Origin of the sequence: Colwellia psychrerythraea (assembly GCF_000764225.1) — a bacterium.
Classification (GTDB): Bacteria; Pseudomonadota; Gammaproteobacteria; order Enterobacterales; family Alteromonadaceae; genus Colwellia; species Colwellia psychrerythraea_D.
On the sequence record NZ_JQED01000047.1, the window covers coordinates 56,465 to 72,668 of the forward strand.

Genomic DNA, 16,204 nt, shown 5'->3' on the forward strand with positions numbered 1-16,204 from the left:
AAGTGAGAATAACTATGTCAGATAAATTTATTAAATCAAAAGCTGCCATTGCTTGGGGCCCTAAACAACCATTATCTATCGAAGAAGTCGATGTCATGTTACCCCGTAAAGGTGAAGTGTTAGTTAAAGTGGTTGCTTCTGGCGTATGTCATACCGATGCATTTACTTTATCTGGTGATGATCCAGAAGGTATTTTCCCCGTGATATTAGGTCACGAAGGTGGTGGTATTGTTGAGCAAATTGGCGAAGGGGTTACTAGTGTACAAGTTGGCGACCATGTTATTCCGTTATATACACCAGAGTGTGGCGTGTGTAAATTCTGTTTATCAGGCAAAACCAATTTGTGTCAACAAATTCGTGAAACGCAAGGCAAAGGTTTAATGCCTGATGGTACAACGCGTTTTTATAAAGACGGCCAACCAATATTCCATTATATGGGTTGTTCAACATTTTCTGAGTACACAGTATTACCAGAAATTTCGTTAGCGAAAGTCAATAAAGAAGCACCGTTAGAAGAAGTTTGTTTGTTAGGTTGTGGCGTAACTACCGGTATGGGCGCTGTAATGAATACGGCAAAAGTAGAAGAAGGCGCTACGGTTGCTATCTTCGGCCTTGGTGGTATTGGTCTTTCTGCTGTTATCGGCGCAACCATGGCTAAAGCATCACGCATTATTGCCATTGACATTAATGAAAGTAAGTTTGAGCTAGCGAAAAAATTAGGCGCTACTGACTTTATTAATCCAAAAGATTACGACAAACCAATTCAGGACGTAATTGTTGAATTAACAGACGGCGGCGTAGATTACTCGTTTGAGTGCATTGGTAACGTTAACCTGATGCGCTCTGCTTTAGAGTGTTGTCATAAAGGTTGGGGTGAATCAGTCGTTATTGGTGTTGCAGGCGCTGGGCAAGAGATATCAACCCGTCCATTTCAATTAGTGACGGGTCGTGTATGGCGTGGCTCAGCATTTGGTGGTGTTAAAGGCCGTACTGAATTACCTGATTACGTAGAACGTTACTTAGCAGGTGAATTTAAATTGAGTGACTTTATTACCCATACTATGGCGCTAGAAGACATCAATGAGTCGTTCGATTTGATGCACAAAGGCGAAAGTATCCGTACCGTTATTCACTTTGATAAGTAAGCTTTGGCAAATAATATTCGATAAATAATATTTGAAAAGTAATCGTTACCCTACTGTGCCGACATTTGTACGTTGGCACAGTAACCTGAGGTTTTATAATGACAATCGACTATCTAATAGAAAACGTAAGTGTAAACAAAAGTTTTGGCGGCTGGCAGAAACAATATAGCCATCATTCAAAAACATTGAACTGCACTATGCGGTTTGCTATCTACTTGCCTCCACAGGCATCAAATGGCAAGAAAGTACCTGTTCTTTATTGGCTTTCAGGGCTAACGTGCAGTGATGAAAACTTCATGCAAAAAGCCGGTGCACTGCGTATTGCTGCTGAATTAGGTATTGCTATTGTCGCGCCTGATACCAGCCCTCGTGGTGAAGGTGTGGCGGATGATGAAGGTTATGACTTAGGTCAAGGCGCAGGTTTTTATGTTAATGCAACTCAAGCACCTTGGAATCGTCATTACCACATGTATGACTATGTGGTTAACGAGTTACCTGAGCTAATTGAAGCGACTTTTCCAGTGTCTCAGCAGCGCTCAATCTCCGGACACTCAATGGGCGGTCATGGCGCGTTAACTATCGCGATGCTAAACCCTGAACGTTATAGTTCAATGTCAGCATTTAGTCCTATCAACAATCCAATGAAATGTCCTTGGGGGCAAAAAGCGTTTACCGCTTATCTTGGAAAAGACCAATCGACTTGGCGCAACCATGATGCGAGCGAGCTAATGCGACAAGCAACACAGTTTGTGCCAGCGAAAGTTGACCAAGGTTTATCCGATGATTTTCTTTCTGAGCAATTAAAGCCAGAAGTATTAGAAGCAGCAGCAAAAGTAAGTAACTACCCATTGGAGCTAAACCTTCATGAAGGTTATGACCACAGCTATTACTTTATTTCGAGCTTTATTGAAGAGCACTTGCGCTTCCATGCAAACCACTTAAATAAGTAGTCATCCTACTGTCTTAGATAAAACTGCCGTGTCATGGATGACATCGCAGCAGTTTTTATCCGTTATATTTTTCATCAGTCATATTAAGCTGCATCAATCCTCCCTATTTTAAGGAAAACAGTCTTGTCCGATTTATACCAGACTCGTCTTCAACGACTCTCAGCCTCAGAAAACTTACCCCTGTTAACCCGTATCCAGCGTGGTATTGAGAAGGAAGGTTTAAGGGTTACGTCGCAGGCAACAGTGGCTCAAACCGGACACCCACAGACACTCGGCTCACCGTTGACTCATGGCAGCATCACCACAGATTATTCTGAAGCCTTGCTTGAATTCATTACGCCAGTGTCTCAACAAGTTAATGACAGCATCGATTACCTGACTGATCTGCATAAATTTACCCTGAGCCAGCTTGAGGGGGAATACCTTTGGCCTGCGAGCATGCCTTGTCAATTAGCAGGGGATGAGAGTATTCCTATTGCCCAGTACGGCAGTTCTAATATTGCTCAGATGAAAAAGGTATATCGTCAGGGATTGGGACACCGTTATGGGCGCACTATGCAGTCAATTGCGGGTATACACTATAATTTTTCTATGCCAGATGACTTTTGGCTTTACTGTCAGCATCTTTGGGATGATAAAGGAGATATTCAGACATTTAAATCACAGCGTTATTTTGATCTTATCCGAAACTTTCGCCGCCATTCTTGGTTATTAATTTATTTATTTGGCGCTTCTCCAGCACTAGACAGTAGCTTTGTCGGCGACAATAAATCCGACAAATTAAGCAAGCTAGGCAAACATACCCTAGGATTACCTTTTGCCACCTCCTTGAGAATGAGTGACCTGGGCTATCAAAGTAAGGCGCAGAGCGAGCTAAATATTAGCTATAACAATCTAAAGAGTTACATTGAAGGCATGGAACAGGCAATGAATCGCCATTATCCAGACTATGAGCATATAGGTGTTAAAGTTGACGACTCGTATCGCCAACTCAATGCAAACATTCTGCAAATCGAAAATGAGTATTACAGCGAAATTCGTCCTAAGCGCATCACACAGACAGGAGAAAAACCTGTGGCGGCACTGAGAAAAAGAGGCGTTGAGTATGTTGAGGTGCGTATTCTAGACACTAACCCCTTGTTGCCTGTAGGCATTGATGAACAGCAGATCCATTTTCTTGATACTTTTTTACTGTATTGCCTGCTATTAGATAGCCCTGAGTTATCTACAGTGGAGCAGGAAGACATAAAATTTAATCAACAACAAGTTATTCTACAAGGTCGTAAACCGTCATTGTCGTTGAAGAAAAACGGCGAACTTATTGGTTTTGATATCAGAGCAAATGAACTCTTGGCTGATATGGTCGCTATTGCACACTTACTCGATACAGCACATGGAAATAAATCACACAATAAAGCGCTCACTGTCCAAATTAATAAGGTGGAAAATAGCGAGTTAACACCGTCAGCTATCCTCATGCAAACTATCGAAAAGGGGAATGAGTTTACGGATTCGATGTTATCTCAGGCTAAAGAGCATCAAGCTCACTTCACTAAGAGTGGCTTATCTGCTACAAAGGTTGCTCAGTTACAACTTGCCGCAAAAGAATCATTAAGGCTGCAAAAGCAGCTGGAAGCAAGTAATGAGAGTTCATTTGATGTCTTTCTACAGAGTCACAATGCGTCTTAAAGTTATTTATAGAGGGCTGAACTTGTGTCGGCAACCTATACTCAACACAAGTTAATTTGGTAATGTCTAATTCGAGGCAATAATGATTGTTCGTAATAAACCCAATGCATTTCAGCTGTTTTTTATTATACGCGGCTCTATTGTGTCGCTTATTTTCCCACAAATCGCTTTTATGACTACTCTTGGCGCAATGGTAGCGGCTGCTCAATATTATTATCCGGCAATATTTCCAAGTTTTACCTTGGCACCGTTAGCGTTATTGGGCATAGCATTGTCATTGTTCCTTGGTTTTAGAAACAATGCTTGTTATGACCGTTGGTGGGAAGCACGCAAGCAATGGGGGCAACTCATCGTTGATTCTCGTAGCTTATCCCGCCAAGTAATCTCCTATATTGATGGTCAGGCGCAGGGAGGTGAAGTAGTGCAGAGACGCATGATATATTTGACCATTGCTTTTAATCATGCATTACGGCACCAACTTCGACGATCAGATCCCTGGGGAGATATTGAAAAATACCTTGAGCCAGAGGATATGGAACCTTTACGTCAGTCGAAAAACTTACCTGATGCTTTGTTATGTCTGATGGGGAAAAAGCTAGGAACCTGCGGCCATAAAAAATTACTCTCAGACTTTTTAATGCAAAGTCTCGACGATCATATTACCTCAATGGCCTCAGTTCAGGCCGCATGTGAGCGTATTCAAAGTACACCACTGCCGTTTGCTTATATGTTGCTTGTTCAGCGTACCGCTTATCTTTATTGCTTAATATTACCTTTTGGTATTGTTGCCTCACAGGGGGTAGTTACGCCGTTGTTTTGCGCAATAGTGGCTTATACGTTTTTTGGTTTAGATGCCTTGAGCGAAGAGTTGGAAGAGCCCTTTGGTCTTTCTGCTAACGATTTAGCACTAAGCGCAATGTCTCGAACTATTGAAATTAATTTATTAGAAATTTTGGGTGAAACCGATTTACCAGATCCCATTCAGCCGGTAAAACATCGTCTTGAATGATCTATATGAAAAAGCTATTGAAGGATTTAAAAAATGAAAGAAACATTTAATGTATTTAGATTTATTAGTTGGATAGCGATTATCTGTTCGCTATTGGGATCAGTTTTATTGTTTATTGTTGGAGCAATGCAAACATTTTCGGCCTATACAACGGTATTGTTTGGTCAAGTAACCAATAAAAGTTTGTCACACCTTGCTACGTCAGAGGTAGCAACAACTTATTTGATTAAATCACTAGATACATTCCTTATTGCGCTTGTTTTATTTATTTTTGCTCATGGGGTATTTACCTTATTTATTTGTGATAAGAAACTTGCAAAGAAAACCTCTGTTCTAAAATGGATAAGCACACCAAACATTGGCCGTTTAAAGAGTATATTGGGTGAGGTCATTGTTATTATCTTATTTGTGAAGTTTCTTGAAATAATTTTAGTTAACTTAAATAACCTCACCTGGGAGATATTAATACTGCCTGTTTCTATTCTTTTACTTGCTTTGGCTTTAAAGTTTTTAGGGTTAGGACTTGAAGAGAAAAAAGGTGAAGGTGATGATATTTAATATCTGCCTAAATACACCTTAGTTATGCAATAAGTTCATTAACTACAAGTAAAATATAGCTACTTGTTGATGTGATTCACAAGAAAACTATTAGGGGCTGTTGATCTTTCAGGGTTAAAATTTATTCAATTGAAAACGGGTTTAATCGCGGCGCGAGCTTTGTATCATAGTTATTCTATTAAAAAAGCGAGCAACAATGAGTAAATTTGTTTTAAATGAACCCTAAAGGGCAGCACTTGTTTGAAATTTATACTACGTTATCGTATGTTCGAGTAGCCAGCTACACGTCACATACTCTGCCTTGTCTAAATACCAAACAAGTTGCTGTAAAAGTAATCTCGAAAGATCAACAGCCCCTAGCATATGACAAAAAACACATTTATTTTACACTCAAACTACGCACCTTTTGGTGACCAACCAGAAGCCATAGCAAAACTTATTACGGGTATAAACCAATTATTTTAAGTTATCAAACAGTGTGATTTTTTTCAATATTCATTTACATACGGTTTAAAGGAGTCTTGCTTAAATTTGAGTGTATATATTTAGATGGAATGTAACTCTTTGTTATTTAGGTTTTTATATTTTTAGAGATATTGAAAAGATTAAATTTGACACGCAATAAATTGCATTAACCTTACTGGTCACTTAAAAATCATCAGGCATCAAAAATAAAAAGTGAACACTATAACTATAACTATAATATAGAAGGGTATGTGATGAAAAAAAGTACACTAGCAATAGCGATTCAATCAGCCATTATGGGGGGGGCGATTTTATTATCGCCACAGGCATACTCTGCTGAAGAAAAAGAAGTAGCAAAACAAGCTATTGAAAATAATCAAATCATTGAACAAAAAATAGCACAAGAAGCCGATGAGAAAATAGTTGTTACTGGCTCACGCTTACGCCGTGATAATTTTACTGTTGCGACACCATTAGTCACTATGGATAAAGAAGCCATTAGTGATACAGGTTTAGGAGAGCTTGCTGAAATTTTAGTCGAGAATATGCCGTCTCTTTCTTATGGCACTAGCAACAGTAGTAGTCAATCGAGTGTATCAAATACAGGTATTACAACAGTTGAGCTACGTGACTTAGGCGCTAACAGAACCTTAACCTTGATTGATGGTCGTCGAGTAGTGTCTAACTCAAAAAGTGGCAACTATGTCAGTATGAGTACAATCCCTACAGGTATGGTGAAACGTGTTGAAGTTATCACTGGTGGTGCGTCTGCAACTTATGGTGCTGATGCGGTTTCTGGTGTAGTAAACATTATTACGCAAACCGATAAAGAAGGATTTGGTGCAAAAGTACGTGCCGGTGAAAGTGTTGATGGCGGTGGTGAAGAATTCACTCTTGATTTAGATTACGGAACAAGCTTTGGTGATGGCGACGGCTATGTATTTATGAGTGCCAACTATGATAAGCAATTTGGTTTAGAGTTTGAAGACAGAGAGCGTGCCGCAATAGAAGCGTCATGGGACTATAACTATGACACCATGCGCAACGAAATGCGCACTGCTGATGGTTGGCAGAATATGGCTGATATAACACAAGATCAATGGCGTAGTCGCGGTGATGGTACTTTCGGCGGTGTGTTTCTTGAAAAGAGCAAATATGACACTGAATATTGGTATGACGGGCAAGTATTACGTAATGATTGGAAAGACAATGAAGAACGTTACGGTATTAATACCAAACAATTTAGAATGTTGAGTGTACCCAGTGAACGTGTTTCTGCTGCAATTAAAGTTGATTATGATATTACCGATGACATCATGTTCTACTCACAAGTACAGTGGAGTGGTAATTATACAGTAAATGACAAATCTCCTGAAGATTCTTATGAAGGAGAGTTCGCCACTTATATAGACCGTGAGACTGGTGAACCAGGTATTGTCGAGTTAGGTTATATTCCTATTGACAACCCATATGTGCCTACTGAAATTCGTGAAACAGCTGGGCAGTACAAAGATAGAATATACTGGGATCGCCGTATGGCAGAAGTGGGTAATATACAAAGCGACAATACCCGTGAAACTGTTCGTGCTTGGGCGGGTTTGCAAGGTACTATGTTTGATGGTGAATGGGATTGGGATGTTTCAGTAGGTTACGGTAAGTTCCACCAAAAACAATTGCGAAATAATGAATTTAATATATTCCGCGCACAATATGCTTTAGATGCAGGTTATGCGGATGACGGCGTAACGATACAATGTAATGATGCACAAGCCCGCGCTGAAGGTTGTGCGCCTCTGAATTTATTTGGTGAAGGCTCTATTTCACCTGAAGCCGCAGACTATATTCGCGCTAACCCAAGATTAGATACTTATAATGAGCAAGCTAATATTATGGGTTATATCGCTGGGGATTTATTTGAAATGCCGGCGGGACCTGTTTCGACTGTTTTTGGTGCCGAATATCGACGTGATACGCAGGAAGCGATAACGGATGATGAATTAACATATGGCGGTATTACTTGGAACTTAGTGCCTGGGTTCAAAGGTGAATTGAGTGTTGCTGAAGTGTTTGCCGAAGCTTCTATTCCTCTTGTACGAGATGTGGTTGGTGTTGAATTTCTCTCATTAGAGACTTCATACCGTGCTTCAGATTATGATGTCAAAAATATTGGTTTAGTGTCTAGTTATAAGCTTGGTTTTTTGTGGACCGTTGGTGAAGGGTTAAACTTACGTGGTAACTGGGCTGTTGCACAAAGAGCGCCTAGTATAAATGAGCTTTACGAACCAGAGGCGGGTGATTTTGATGGATATAATGATATTTGTCATGACACAACAGCAACTTCAGATGATAAAGGCCATGATAACTGTCGACTAGAGCCAGGTATTGCAGCTGAAATAGCGTCTGAAGGTATTTTTGAAGATGAAAATAATGGTTATTCACCCGACGCTGGTAACCCCGAGTTATTTGAAGAGACAGGTGAGACATTAACTATTGGTTTCACCTATGAGCCGACCTTTGTTGAAAATTTAAGTATTGCAGCAGATTATTATGATATTACGATTACTGATGCTGTAGATCAGTATTCAAATGATCGAATCGTTGAAGAATGTTATGCCACGGGGATCCCTTTAGGTCAGGCGAATCAATTTTGTGACGCAATAACTCGTAACAGTGAAGGGCAAATAGATAAAATAGTGCAACGTAGCTATAACATTGATGAGCTTGCTACCCGTGGTGTCGACGTTGCTATGGTATATTCGTATGATATGAATCGTTTTGGTCGCTTAAAGTTCAAACTTGATTGGACTCATATGTTAGAGCATTCAAATACCTCTACAGGTAACGAGGGTAAAATCAAAGAAGATTCAGTTGGGTATTACGATATATTTGAAAATAAAGCCTCTGCCTCATTAGCCTGGTATTTAGATGATTTACGCATTCGTTGGAGTGCAAGCTACAAAAGCGATGTTATCGATTACCGCCAAACCCAAGAAGACTGGGAAGAAGGTATGGCTGAAAATGATGCGCGTTGTGCTGCCGGTGAGCCAGAATGTGTCGCAGATCCAGAATCATTAGCTTTTAATAGCCTACCTTCTTATATTAAACATAAAATATCAATTTCTTACGATATAGAGTTAGAAGATGATGCATCAATAAGAGTTTTTGGCGGTGTGAATAACGTTTTTGATGACAAAGGTCCATTTGTCTTAGGTGGTACGGGTAACTTTGGTGGCGAATATGACTCTGGTACTGGTCGATTTATATACCTAGGTGCTGAAATTCAGTTTTAGATCTCTGCTTAAAATAACCACACGGATGTGGTTTTCTTGTTAATTATTTTTAACTTTTCTACTTCTTAAGGAACTTCATGTTGTTTCGTTATATTATTTTCATGATTACTGTTTTTGGTCTTTCAGCTTGTGCATCCAAATCAGCACCAAGCAATGCTACGATCGTCAAGCAACCAGCTCAAGAAGAACTTACCACAGTTACTGACGGCCCTTATATTTTCGTAGAAAATCATCAAGCCGAGCGAGATTTATCTGCCTTTTGGTTGTGTCAAGGGGAGGTCATAAATAAGCAAATCAAAGTAGCACACTTTCCTATCACCACATCTGCTTGTGATTTACCCGCGAAAGTACATAGTTTTACTAGCTTAGAAACTAATGTTTTAGAATATAGTGGCGATTTTAAAGTCGCAGCATTAAGTGATTTTCATGGTCAATATGATCTCATGATTGAATTGCTGACGAATAATAGAATTATTGATGAACAGAAAAACTGGCTCTTTGGTAATGGTCACTTTGTTATCACGGGGGATATTTTTGACCGAGGCGATAAAGTTACTGAAATACTGTGGTTTTTATATGACTTAGAGCGCCAAGCTGAGCAATCAGGAGGTAAAGTTCATTTAACCTTAGCTAACCATGAAGTCATGATCCTTAATGGTGACCTGCGCTATTTACACCCAAAATACATTGAGACTGCACAAAAATTAAACAAACCTTTTGAAGCGTTATTTAGCAAAACGAGTATATTAGGTAATTGGTTACGTAGTAAGCCAGTACTCGTAAAAGTGAATAACATGCTCTTTACTCATGGTGGCTTCCATCCTAGCTTAGCTAGTAATAACCATAGCCTTGAAGAAATAAATAGTGTCTTCAAAAATAGTTTAGTTAAGGCTGAGTTAGCGCAACCTCGTCAGGGCTTTAGTGAGTATTTACATGGTAGCAATGGTCCTATTTGGTATCGAGGCTATTTTACTCAAGATCGTAATAAGACTCCTCAAGGTAAAGGCTCAAAGTCAAAAGCCACTGGGCCAAAAGATAAGGGTGCAACATCTGCTGAAATTGACTTTCTATTAAAACACTTTGATGTTGATCATTTAATTGTTGGTCATACTTCCCAAAAACAAATTGAAACCCGCTACCAAGGGCGCGTTATTGCCATTGATTCAAGTATAAAAAGTGGTAAGTATGGTGAAGTTTTGTTTGTTGAAAAGGGTCAAATGTGGCGCGGTAGCTTAACGGGCGATAAGCTCCCTTTAACCAACTAAAGTTTGGTAAACGACAATTAAAGTAAAGTAATCATCGAACTATAAAAAATATTATACGATGAATATCAATGAGTGTTAATACTTACCGCGTGGCGTGGCTTGTAACCACTGATAAGAAGATATTTACTACGCAGCGCTAAAGTAGAAACAAGGGCCTGTAGGGTGCAGCTATAAAATAAAGGCACCCTAGGACATTTTCAATTAAGTACATATACCCGCTCCACTTTAAGATGGCTGAAACGAGCATCTTCAAGTGGAACGGGTATATATTTCTAAAACTTGGATTATCATAAAAATGAAAACAATTAATTTTTTGTTATTACTAATAAGTCTTTCAGGCTATGCATTTGGGCAAGGTACAAGTTTAGATGAGATTCACAAACAGCTACTAATAAACAATGAAACTGAATGGAAATATCATGCTAAAACCAAAGACGTTCCTCACCAATGGAAAGAGATAACTTTTGACGATAGCCAATGGTCAACAGGCAAAGCAAGTATTGGTTATGGTGATGAGGACGATGTTACCGAGCTTAATAAAATGTACGGTAGTTTTGATAAAGTTTACTTACGTACAACGTTTACTATCGCCAATAAAAAAACACCGCTGCATTTATATATGTATTTTGACGACGCTTTTATCGCGTACATTAACGGCGTAGAAGTTGCTCGCTCTGGTATTGATTCCCAAGGCAATATCTCTGCAACGGGAGATCCAATAATAGATCGGTTCTCCATAAAACTACCTAAGACAAACAGTAATAACTATACTCTAGCGATAGTTGGTTTTAACCACCACCTAAAAAGTAGCGACTTTTCACTACTTCCTTGGTTAGGTACTACTTACCTTAATTCCTCTTCGCGAAGATGGATGGCAACGCCATATACATTGACAAAACAACAAGCGCAAGAAGATATTAAACAGTTGAAGTTTTATTTAGATGATAGAGCTAGCTATTTTACAAGCCGTAAGCAGCTTATTAATACCGGTTTAGATGAATTAGCAACAACATTGTCAGAGCAAGTGGCAATACAGACTTTTGCCGCGAAAATTAATCAGCAAGTGTTAAAAATGGTTGATTGCCATTATCGTATGTCGCCAAATCCTCTTTTGATAGAGAACAAAGGAAATTTACCATTCAGGTTGGCCAGAACAAATATAGGTTGGGTTGCTTTTGATAAGTCGAAAAATTCACTATTGAATAAAGATTACCCACTTATTGAAAAAATTAATGGTATTCCTTTTTCTCACTATATTAAACAAGCAAAAAGCCATGTAAACGCTTGTTCAAAACAAATGGTAGCCGATAGTGTTGTCTCTGTTTTGCAAAAACAATTCCCATTAATTCATCGTGAAATTGACAAAAATGAATTTAACAACCAAGAAATAAAGATAACTTTAGCTGGGACTAAATATAACGATAAAAAACAACTGACATTATCGTTAACTAAGCGCCCACTAAAACGTATCAAAATTGACTATCCAAGCAGTACGTTACTAGCGGGCGATATTGGTTATTTACGTATAAATTCTATGAACTCAGATACTGCACCGCTGCATAAAGCAATGACGGAATTTAAGGATAGTAAGGGCCTTATTATTGATATTCGAAATAACGGTGGTGGCACTTATGATATATTAGATGCTTTGTATGGTTACTTTTTACCCCCGGGTCATATTGGTAATATAGTCAATGTGGCGGCCATTAAAAACTCTCAGGCGTTTGCTCGCGATCACCTTGACTATCGTAGTACCTATGTTGCTGGAAGTGCGCATTGGAGTAAAAGTGAAAAGCTTTTAATTAATAACTTTAAGTCTGGCTTTACGCCTATGTGGCTATTTCCGCGAGAGGCATATAGTGACTGGCATTACCGAATTGTAAAGCCTTTAACAGATAAACAGTATTTTTATGATAAACCTATTATAGTATTAACCAATGCCGGCTCTGCCAGTGCCTCAGATGGTTTTGCTAGTGCGTTTAAGCAATTACCTCAGGTTACTTTGCTGGGTGAAGCATCGGCAGGTATGAGTGGCGCGAATCGACCGGTAGTATTAGCAAACTCTCGCTTGAGATTAAACTTATCTTCAATGTTATCCTTTAGACCCAATGGCAAGCTATTTGAAGGTAATGGCGTGCCTGTAAATATTAAGCAGTTGCCCAACTATAAAGACTACATCTCAGAGCAAGATTCAGTGCTAACTGCTGCACAGACACTATTAAAATGAGCTTTCTAATAATTCCGTAACCAAGCTAACAAGGCTTTAGTTGCATTTCAAAACATGCAGTGGCAAATAATAGATACAGCTGCCATTGCTATACCCGTTACCAATCAAGATGTATGTTTCACCTGCACTTTGAATGGTAACGGATATATATTCACCGATTCAATTAGTTATCTCTTAATTTGTCCGCAGGAGTCTGTTTAACCCACCGCCTTTAGGTTATGTTTGTAGAGTAACTTTCCATTTTTATCCTACCGCTATCATATTATTTCTCTACTTTGGTTATACCAGGCAAAAGTCATTCCATTGCCGGCTATAAGCTTCACCTTATAGTGCATTTGTGATTACGGACCATAAATCAACAACCTACTTTTATGGAGCCACTGTTAATATTAATAAGAGTGAAAAATTCCCTTTAAGTTGCCAAAGTACATGAAATAAAATTATCAATGAAATAAAACCAATAAAATACATGTTTAATACGAGTGTTTTAAACTCTGTTATCAAAGGAGGTAATACCTGATCCTTTTAGGTGCTTGTTTTAATCGAAATTAGGTCATTTATACTGTTGCTTTTGACTTTTTTATTCATTATAAATAATTAGGTCTGACCAGTTTTAATATAAATTTTCTTCTATTACAACAATAATAAAGGTGAAAAAATGATTAAAAAATTTCTATACTTACTCACTGTCTCGATTATCGCTCTTTGCTGTATATCGATGCCAGTTAAAGCTGATACATCAGGTAATACCAAGTATCCTATTGTATTAGTACATGGTTTATCTGGTTTTGACAGTGCGCTGGCCGACTATTTTTACGGTGTGAGAGGCGCATTAGCCGATGTCGGTTCGGTACAAGTTTATACACCTCAAGTGTCTGGCTATGAAACGAGTGAAGCTCGTGGGGAAGAGCTGTTAACTTATCTTGAAGAGTTAAGAGCCGTAACTGGAGCCACTAAATTCAACTTGATTGGTCACTCACAAGGTGGAATAGATTCGCGCTATGTCGCGTCTATTCGCCCTGATTTAGTGGCATCGGTGACATCAGTTGGTTCGCCTCATTTTGGTTCAGGTACAGCAGATTTTATTAAAGATTCTCCTCTTGAAAGTGTTACTTTATCAATAGGTAATGCTGTTGGTGCCTTTTTAGCAGCAGCAACAGGTGATGATTCACAGCAGTCTAACGCTATGGGATCGTTAGAAGCACTGAACTCGACCGATGCGGCAATTTTTAATGTAAAGTATCCAGAAGGTCTGCGTCAGGGAACATGTCAGGAAACGCCGAGTTATAATGCGGGTTCTTGGTGGTGGCCTAACTGGGTGAATGATTACTCGGTAAATGACGGAGAACACCATGTTAATGGTGTTGCTTACTACTCTTGGGCAGGCACCTATAACCCCATATTTGATTCAAATGTGTTAGATCTTGCCGATGGCTTGTTGTCAGTGACTTATTTAACTATTGATGAAGCTAACGATGGTCTAGTAGGGCGTTGTTCAACCCATTTAGGTAAGGTTATCCGTGATGACTACACCATGAACCATGCAGATGAAATCAATGGTATGTTTGGTCTACGTAGTTTGTGGAGTGCAAATCCGCTGCAATTATATAAAGATCATGCGAGGCGATTAACAGCTATCGGTTTGTAAAAAATCAAAAACGGTTCACTGGTGCGAACCGTTTTTATCAAATTTTTTTAGCTAGTTCAGTATTAAGGTGTTAATTTTGAATCTAAATAAATTGAAAGTTTTTGTTTTGTTGATAGCTCTTATTATGTTCACTGTGACGCTGTTCAACTCGTTGGAAAGTAATAAAAAAGTAGAGCAACAAAGGCAGGCGAGCACGTTAATTGAGCAGAGTAGAGCTAACACACCATTAAAACCTCAGTTGCTCAGTGAATTGGTACTATCTCAAGGTGACTGGGTAATACCTCCAGAATCCACCAAGCAATTACCAACATCACTACGTAATACCCCAATGCCTGAGCATCTTGATGTAAATCAAGACGGTAGCTTGTTCATTAATAAAAAAATACTTCATTTATTTGAATTCTATTTGTCAGCAATAGGAGAAGAGTCTCTAGAGCTTGTTATCACTCGGATTAAAAGCAACCTCAAAGAGCAATTAACGGCACAAGCGTTGGATGAAGCGTTACATATTCTAGAAGGGTATTTACAATACCGTAATGAGATCACAGCGCTCAAGCATGAGTACAATCAAGCTTTTAGCAATAATGAATATTCATTGGAATATGTCATTAATACCCGAAATGAGCTTATAGAGGCACGTTGGCGTTTCCTGCCAAAGGATGTTATTACCGCCTTTTTTGAACAAGAAGACGAATATGAAAACTACATGCTCAGCCTTGCGACTATTGCCAGAGATAATAGTTTAAGCAAAGAGCAAAAAACCAGTGCGATTTCTCTTCTAAATACGCAGACCCCTAGTTGGTTAATTGAACAGCAAAATACAGCTAATCAATTAAATAAATATCGGCAGCAATTCCGTGAGTTACTTTCGCAAGGAGCGAGTGATAGTGAGTTAAGAATACTCAGAGAACAGGAGTTTAGTAGTGAAGTCTCAGATAGATTGTCAAACCTTGATACGCAGCGATTACAATGGCAACAACGACTAAGCGAATATAGAGTTGAGTTGGTCACTATTCTGGCCATTGAGTCTGATCCTAAAGCTCAACAAGTATTGATTGATGAATTACGTAGCCAGCACTTTACTGTGCAAGAAATTAGACGGGTAAATGCTCTAGATAGCAGCTATTTATAGCAACTCCATTAGTTAAATTTCTATTTTATCCAGTTCCTGTTGGTAATGCCCACCCTTCGCTTTAAACCCGCTTAAGTACTAGTAAGGGAAATACTAGCTTAAACGCAGTCAAATTTCGCTTTATGAAGGTTTGTTTAATATCAGTGTCATGATTAAAGTTATGATGATGGGGATCTATTTGGAGCTAATGTGGACTAACTCTACGATCATAAAACGCGGGAGGAGAGTAACTGTGGCTATATACCCGTTATGGATTAAGTTTCGGTATGGGGAAATAGCAAGCAGATATTTGGTCCCGATATGGGCACTTAACAGGCAAGTATTCGACTAATTTACAAACATGATTGTGTTTGAGCATCGCTACCGGCAACTTGAAGCAGATATTTTTACAACATTTAAAAAGCCCTACAACCGCCAAATAAAAGAAAGACGAAAGTAGGGAAAGGGAGAAGCTTTTACTGCGTTTAAATTGGCCAAAGAAGATGAATGTTCAATCGTAGTGGCAAGGTTAGCACTCAAGTATTACGATATTGAGCCTAAAGTAGCTTTTGAAATTTCTTTATATTTTCATTCCTTATCTAAACCTATCTATAGTAACTCTCCATTACATTATCAAAAGACAATCTACCATCTATGGTATGATTAACTGTCATTCTAGCGGTATATACCTGTTACCATTCAAAGTGCTCGATTTCAGTGGGAATTAAAATGCCTTTAGACAAGGAGAATAATGTAAACATAGTCACTCTATGTTTTGATTATTTACCGCAGCATAAAGTCATTTTAAACCCATCGTAGAAGCGTTAGAGCAATTCCACTTCTTCGT

10 protein-coding genes are annotated in these 16,204 nt (G+C 38.9%); all 10 read left to right on the plus strand.

Features of this window, described 5'->3' with window-relative positions; all coding sequences use genetic code 11:
- Nucleotides 1-14 precede the first annotated feature (14 nt).
- Nucleotides 15-1,145: an S-(hydroxymethyl)glutathione dehydrogenase/class III alcohol dehydrogenase gene (locus tag ND2E_RS04605; protein WP_033095133.1), complete on the plus strand. Its 1,131-nt coding sequence runs from the start codon at nt 15-17 to the stop codon at nt 1,143-1,145.
- Nucleotides 1,146-1,243: 98 nt separating this feature from the next.
- Entirely contained in the window at nt 1,244-2,095 is an 852-nt protein-coding gene (fghA, locus tag ND2E_RS04600) for an S-formylglutathione hydrolase (RefSeq protein WP_033095134.1), read from the plus strand.
- Nucleotides 2,096-2,218: 123 nt separating this feature from the next.
- A complete protein-coding gene (gene gshA, locus ND2E_RS04595) occupies nt 2,219-3,784 on the plus strand; it encodes a glutamate--cysteine ligase (protein ID WP_033095135.1) in 1,566 nt (521 codons plus the stop codon).
- 82 nt (nt 3,785-3,866) lie between these two features.
- Nucleotides 3,867-4,793, plus strand: a complete 927-nt coding sequence (locus tag ND2E_RS04590; protein ID WP_033095136.1) for a bestrophin family protein — start codon at nt 3,867-3,869, stop codon at nt 4,791-4,793.
- 33 nt (nt 4,794-4,826) lie between these two features.
- On the plus strand, nt 4,827-5,351 hold the full coding sequence (locus ND2E_RS04585; protein ID WP_033095137.1) for a YqhA family protein: 525 nt from the start codon (nt 4,827-4,829) through the stop codon (nt 5,349-5,351).
- 719 nt (nt 5,352-6,070) lie between these two features.
- Entirely contained in the window at nt 6,071-9,106 is a 3,036-nt protein-coding gene (locus ND2E_RS04580; protein ID WP_033095138.1) for a TonB-dependent receptor plug domain-containing protein, read from the plus strand.
- Nucleotides 9,107-9,183: 77 nt separating this feature from the next.
- The gene (locus ND2E_RS04575; RefSeq protein WP_033095139.1) at nt 9,184-10,371 is read left to right on the plus strand and encodes a metallophosphoesterase; all 1,188 of its coding nucleotides are present in this window, start codon (nt 9,184-9,186) and stop codon (nt 10,369-10,371) included.
- Nucleotides 10,372-10,666: 295 nt separating this feature from the next.
- Nucleotides 10,667-12,598: a S41 family peptidase gene (locus ND2E_RS04570; RefSeq protein ID WP_033095140.1), complete on the plus strand. Its 1,932-nt coding sequence runs from the start codon at nt 10,667-10,669 to the stop codon at nt 12,596-12,598.
- 658 nt (nt 12,599-13,256) lie between these two features.
- Nucleotides 13,257-14,246: an esterase/lipase family protein gene (locus tag ND2E_RS04565; protein WP_033095141.1), complete on the plus strand. Its 990-nt coding sequence runs from the start codon at nt 13,257-13,259 to the stop codon at nt 14,244-14,246.
- Nucleotides 14,247-14,322: 76 nt separating this feature from the next.
- Nucleotides 14,323-15,378, plus strand: coding sequence for a lipase secretion chaperone (locus ND2E_RS04560; RefSeq protein WP_052056862.1), 1,056 nt, complete (start codon nt 14,323-14,325; stop codon nt 15,376-15,378).
- Nucleotides 15,379-16,204 lie beyond the last annotated feature (826 nt).

Excerpts from the sequence above, each read along its gene's own strand:
- ND2E_RS04570 (WP_033095140.1), top strand. The coding sequence starts at position 10,667 with ATGAAAACAATTAATTTTTTGTTATTACTAATAAGTCTTTCAGGCTAT.
- ND2E_RS04565 (WP_033095141.1), top strand. The coding sequence starts at position 13,257 with ATGATTAAAAAATTTCTATACTTACTCACTGTCTCGATTATCGCTCTT.
- ND2E_RS04580 (WP_033095138.1), top strand. The coding sequence starts at position 6,071 with ATGAAAAAAAGTACACTAGCAATAGCGATTCAATCAGCCATTATGGGG.
- ND2E_RS04575 (WP_033095139.1), top strand. The coding sequence starts at position 9,184 with ATGTTGTTTCGTTATATTATTTTCATGATTACTGTTTTTGGTCTTTCA.
- fghA (WP_033095134.1), top strand. The coding sequence starts at position 1,244 with ATGACAATCGACTATCTAATAGAAAACGTAAGTGTAAACAAAAGTTTT.
- ND2E_RS04605 (WP_033095133.1), top strand. The coding sequence starts at position 15 with ATGTCAGATAAATTTATTAAATCAAAAGCTGCCATTGCTTGGGGCCCT.
- ND2E_RS04585 (WP_033095137.1), top strand. The coding sequence starts at position 4,827 with ATGAAAGAAACATTTAATGTATTTAGATTTATTAGTTGGATAGCGATT.
- ND2E_RS04590 (WP_033095136.1), top strand. The coding sequence starts at position 3,867 with ATGATTGTTCGTAATAAACCCAATGCATTTCAGCTGTTTTTTATTATA.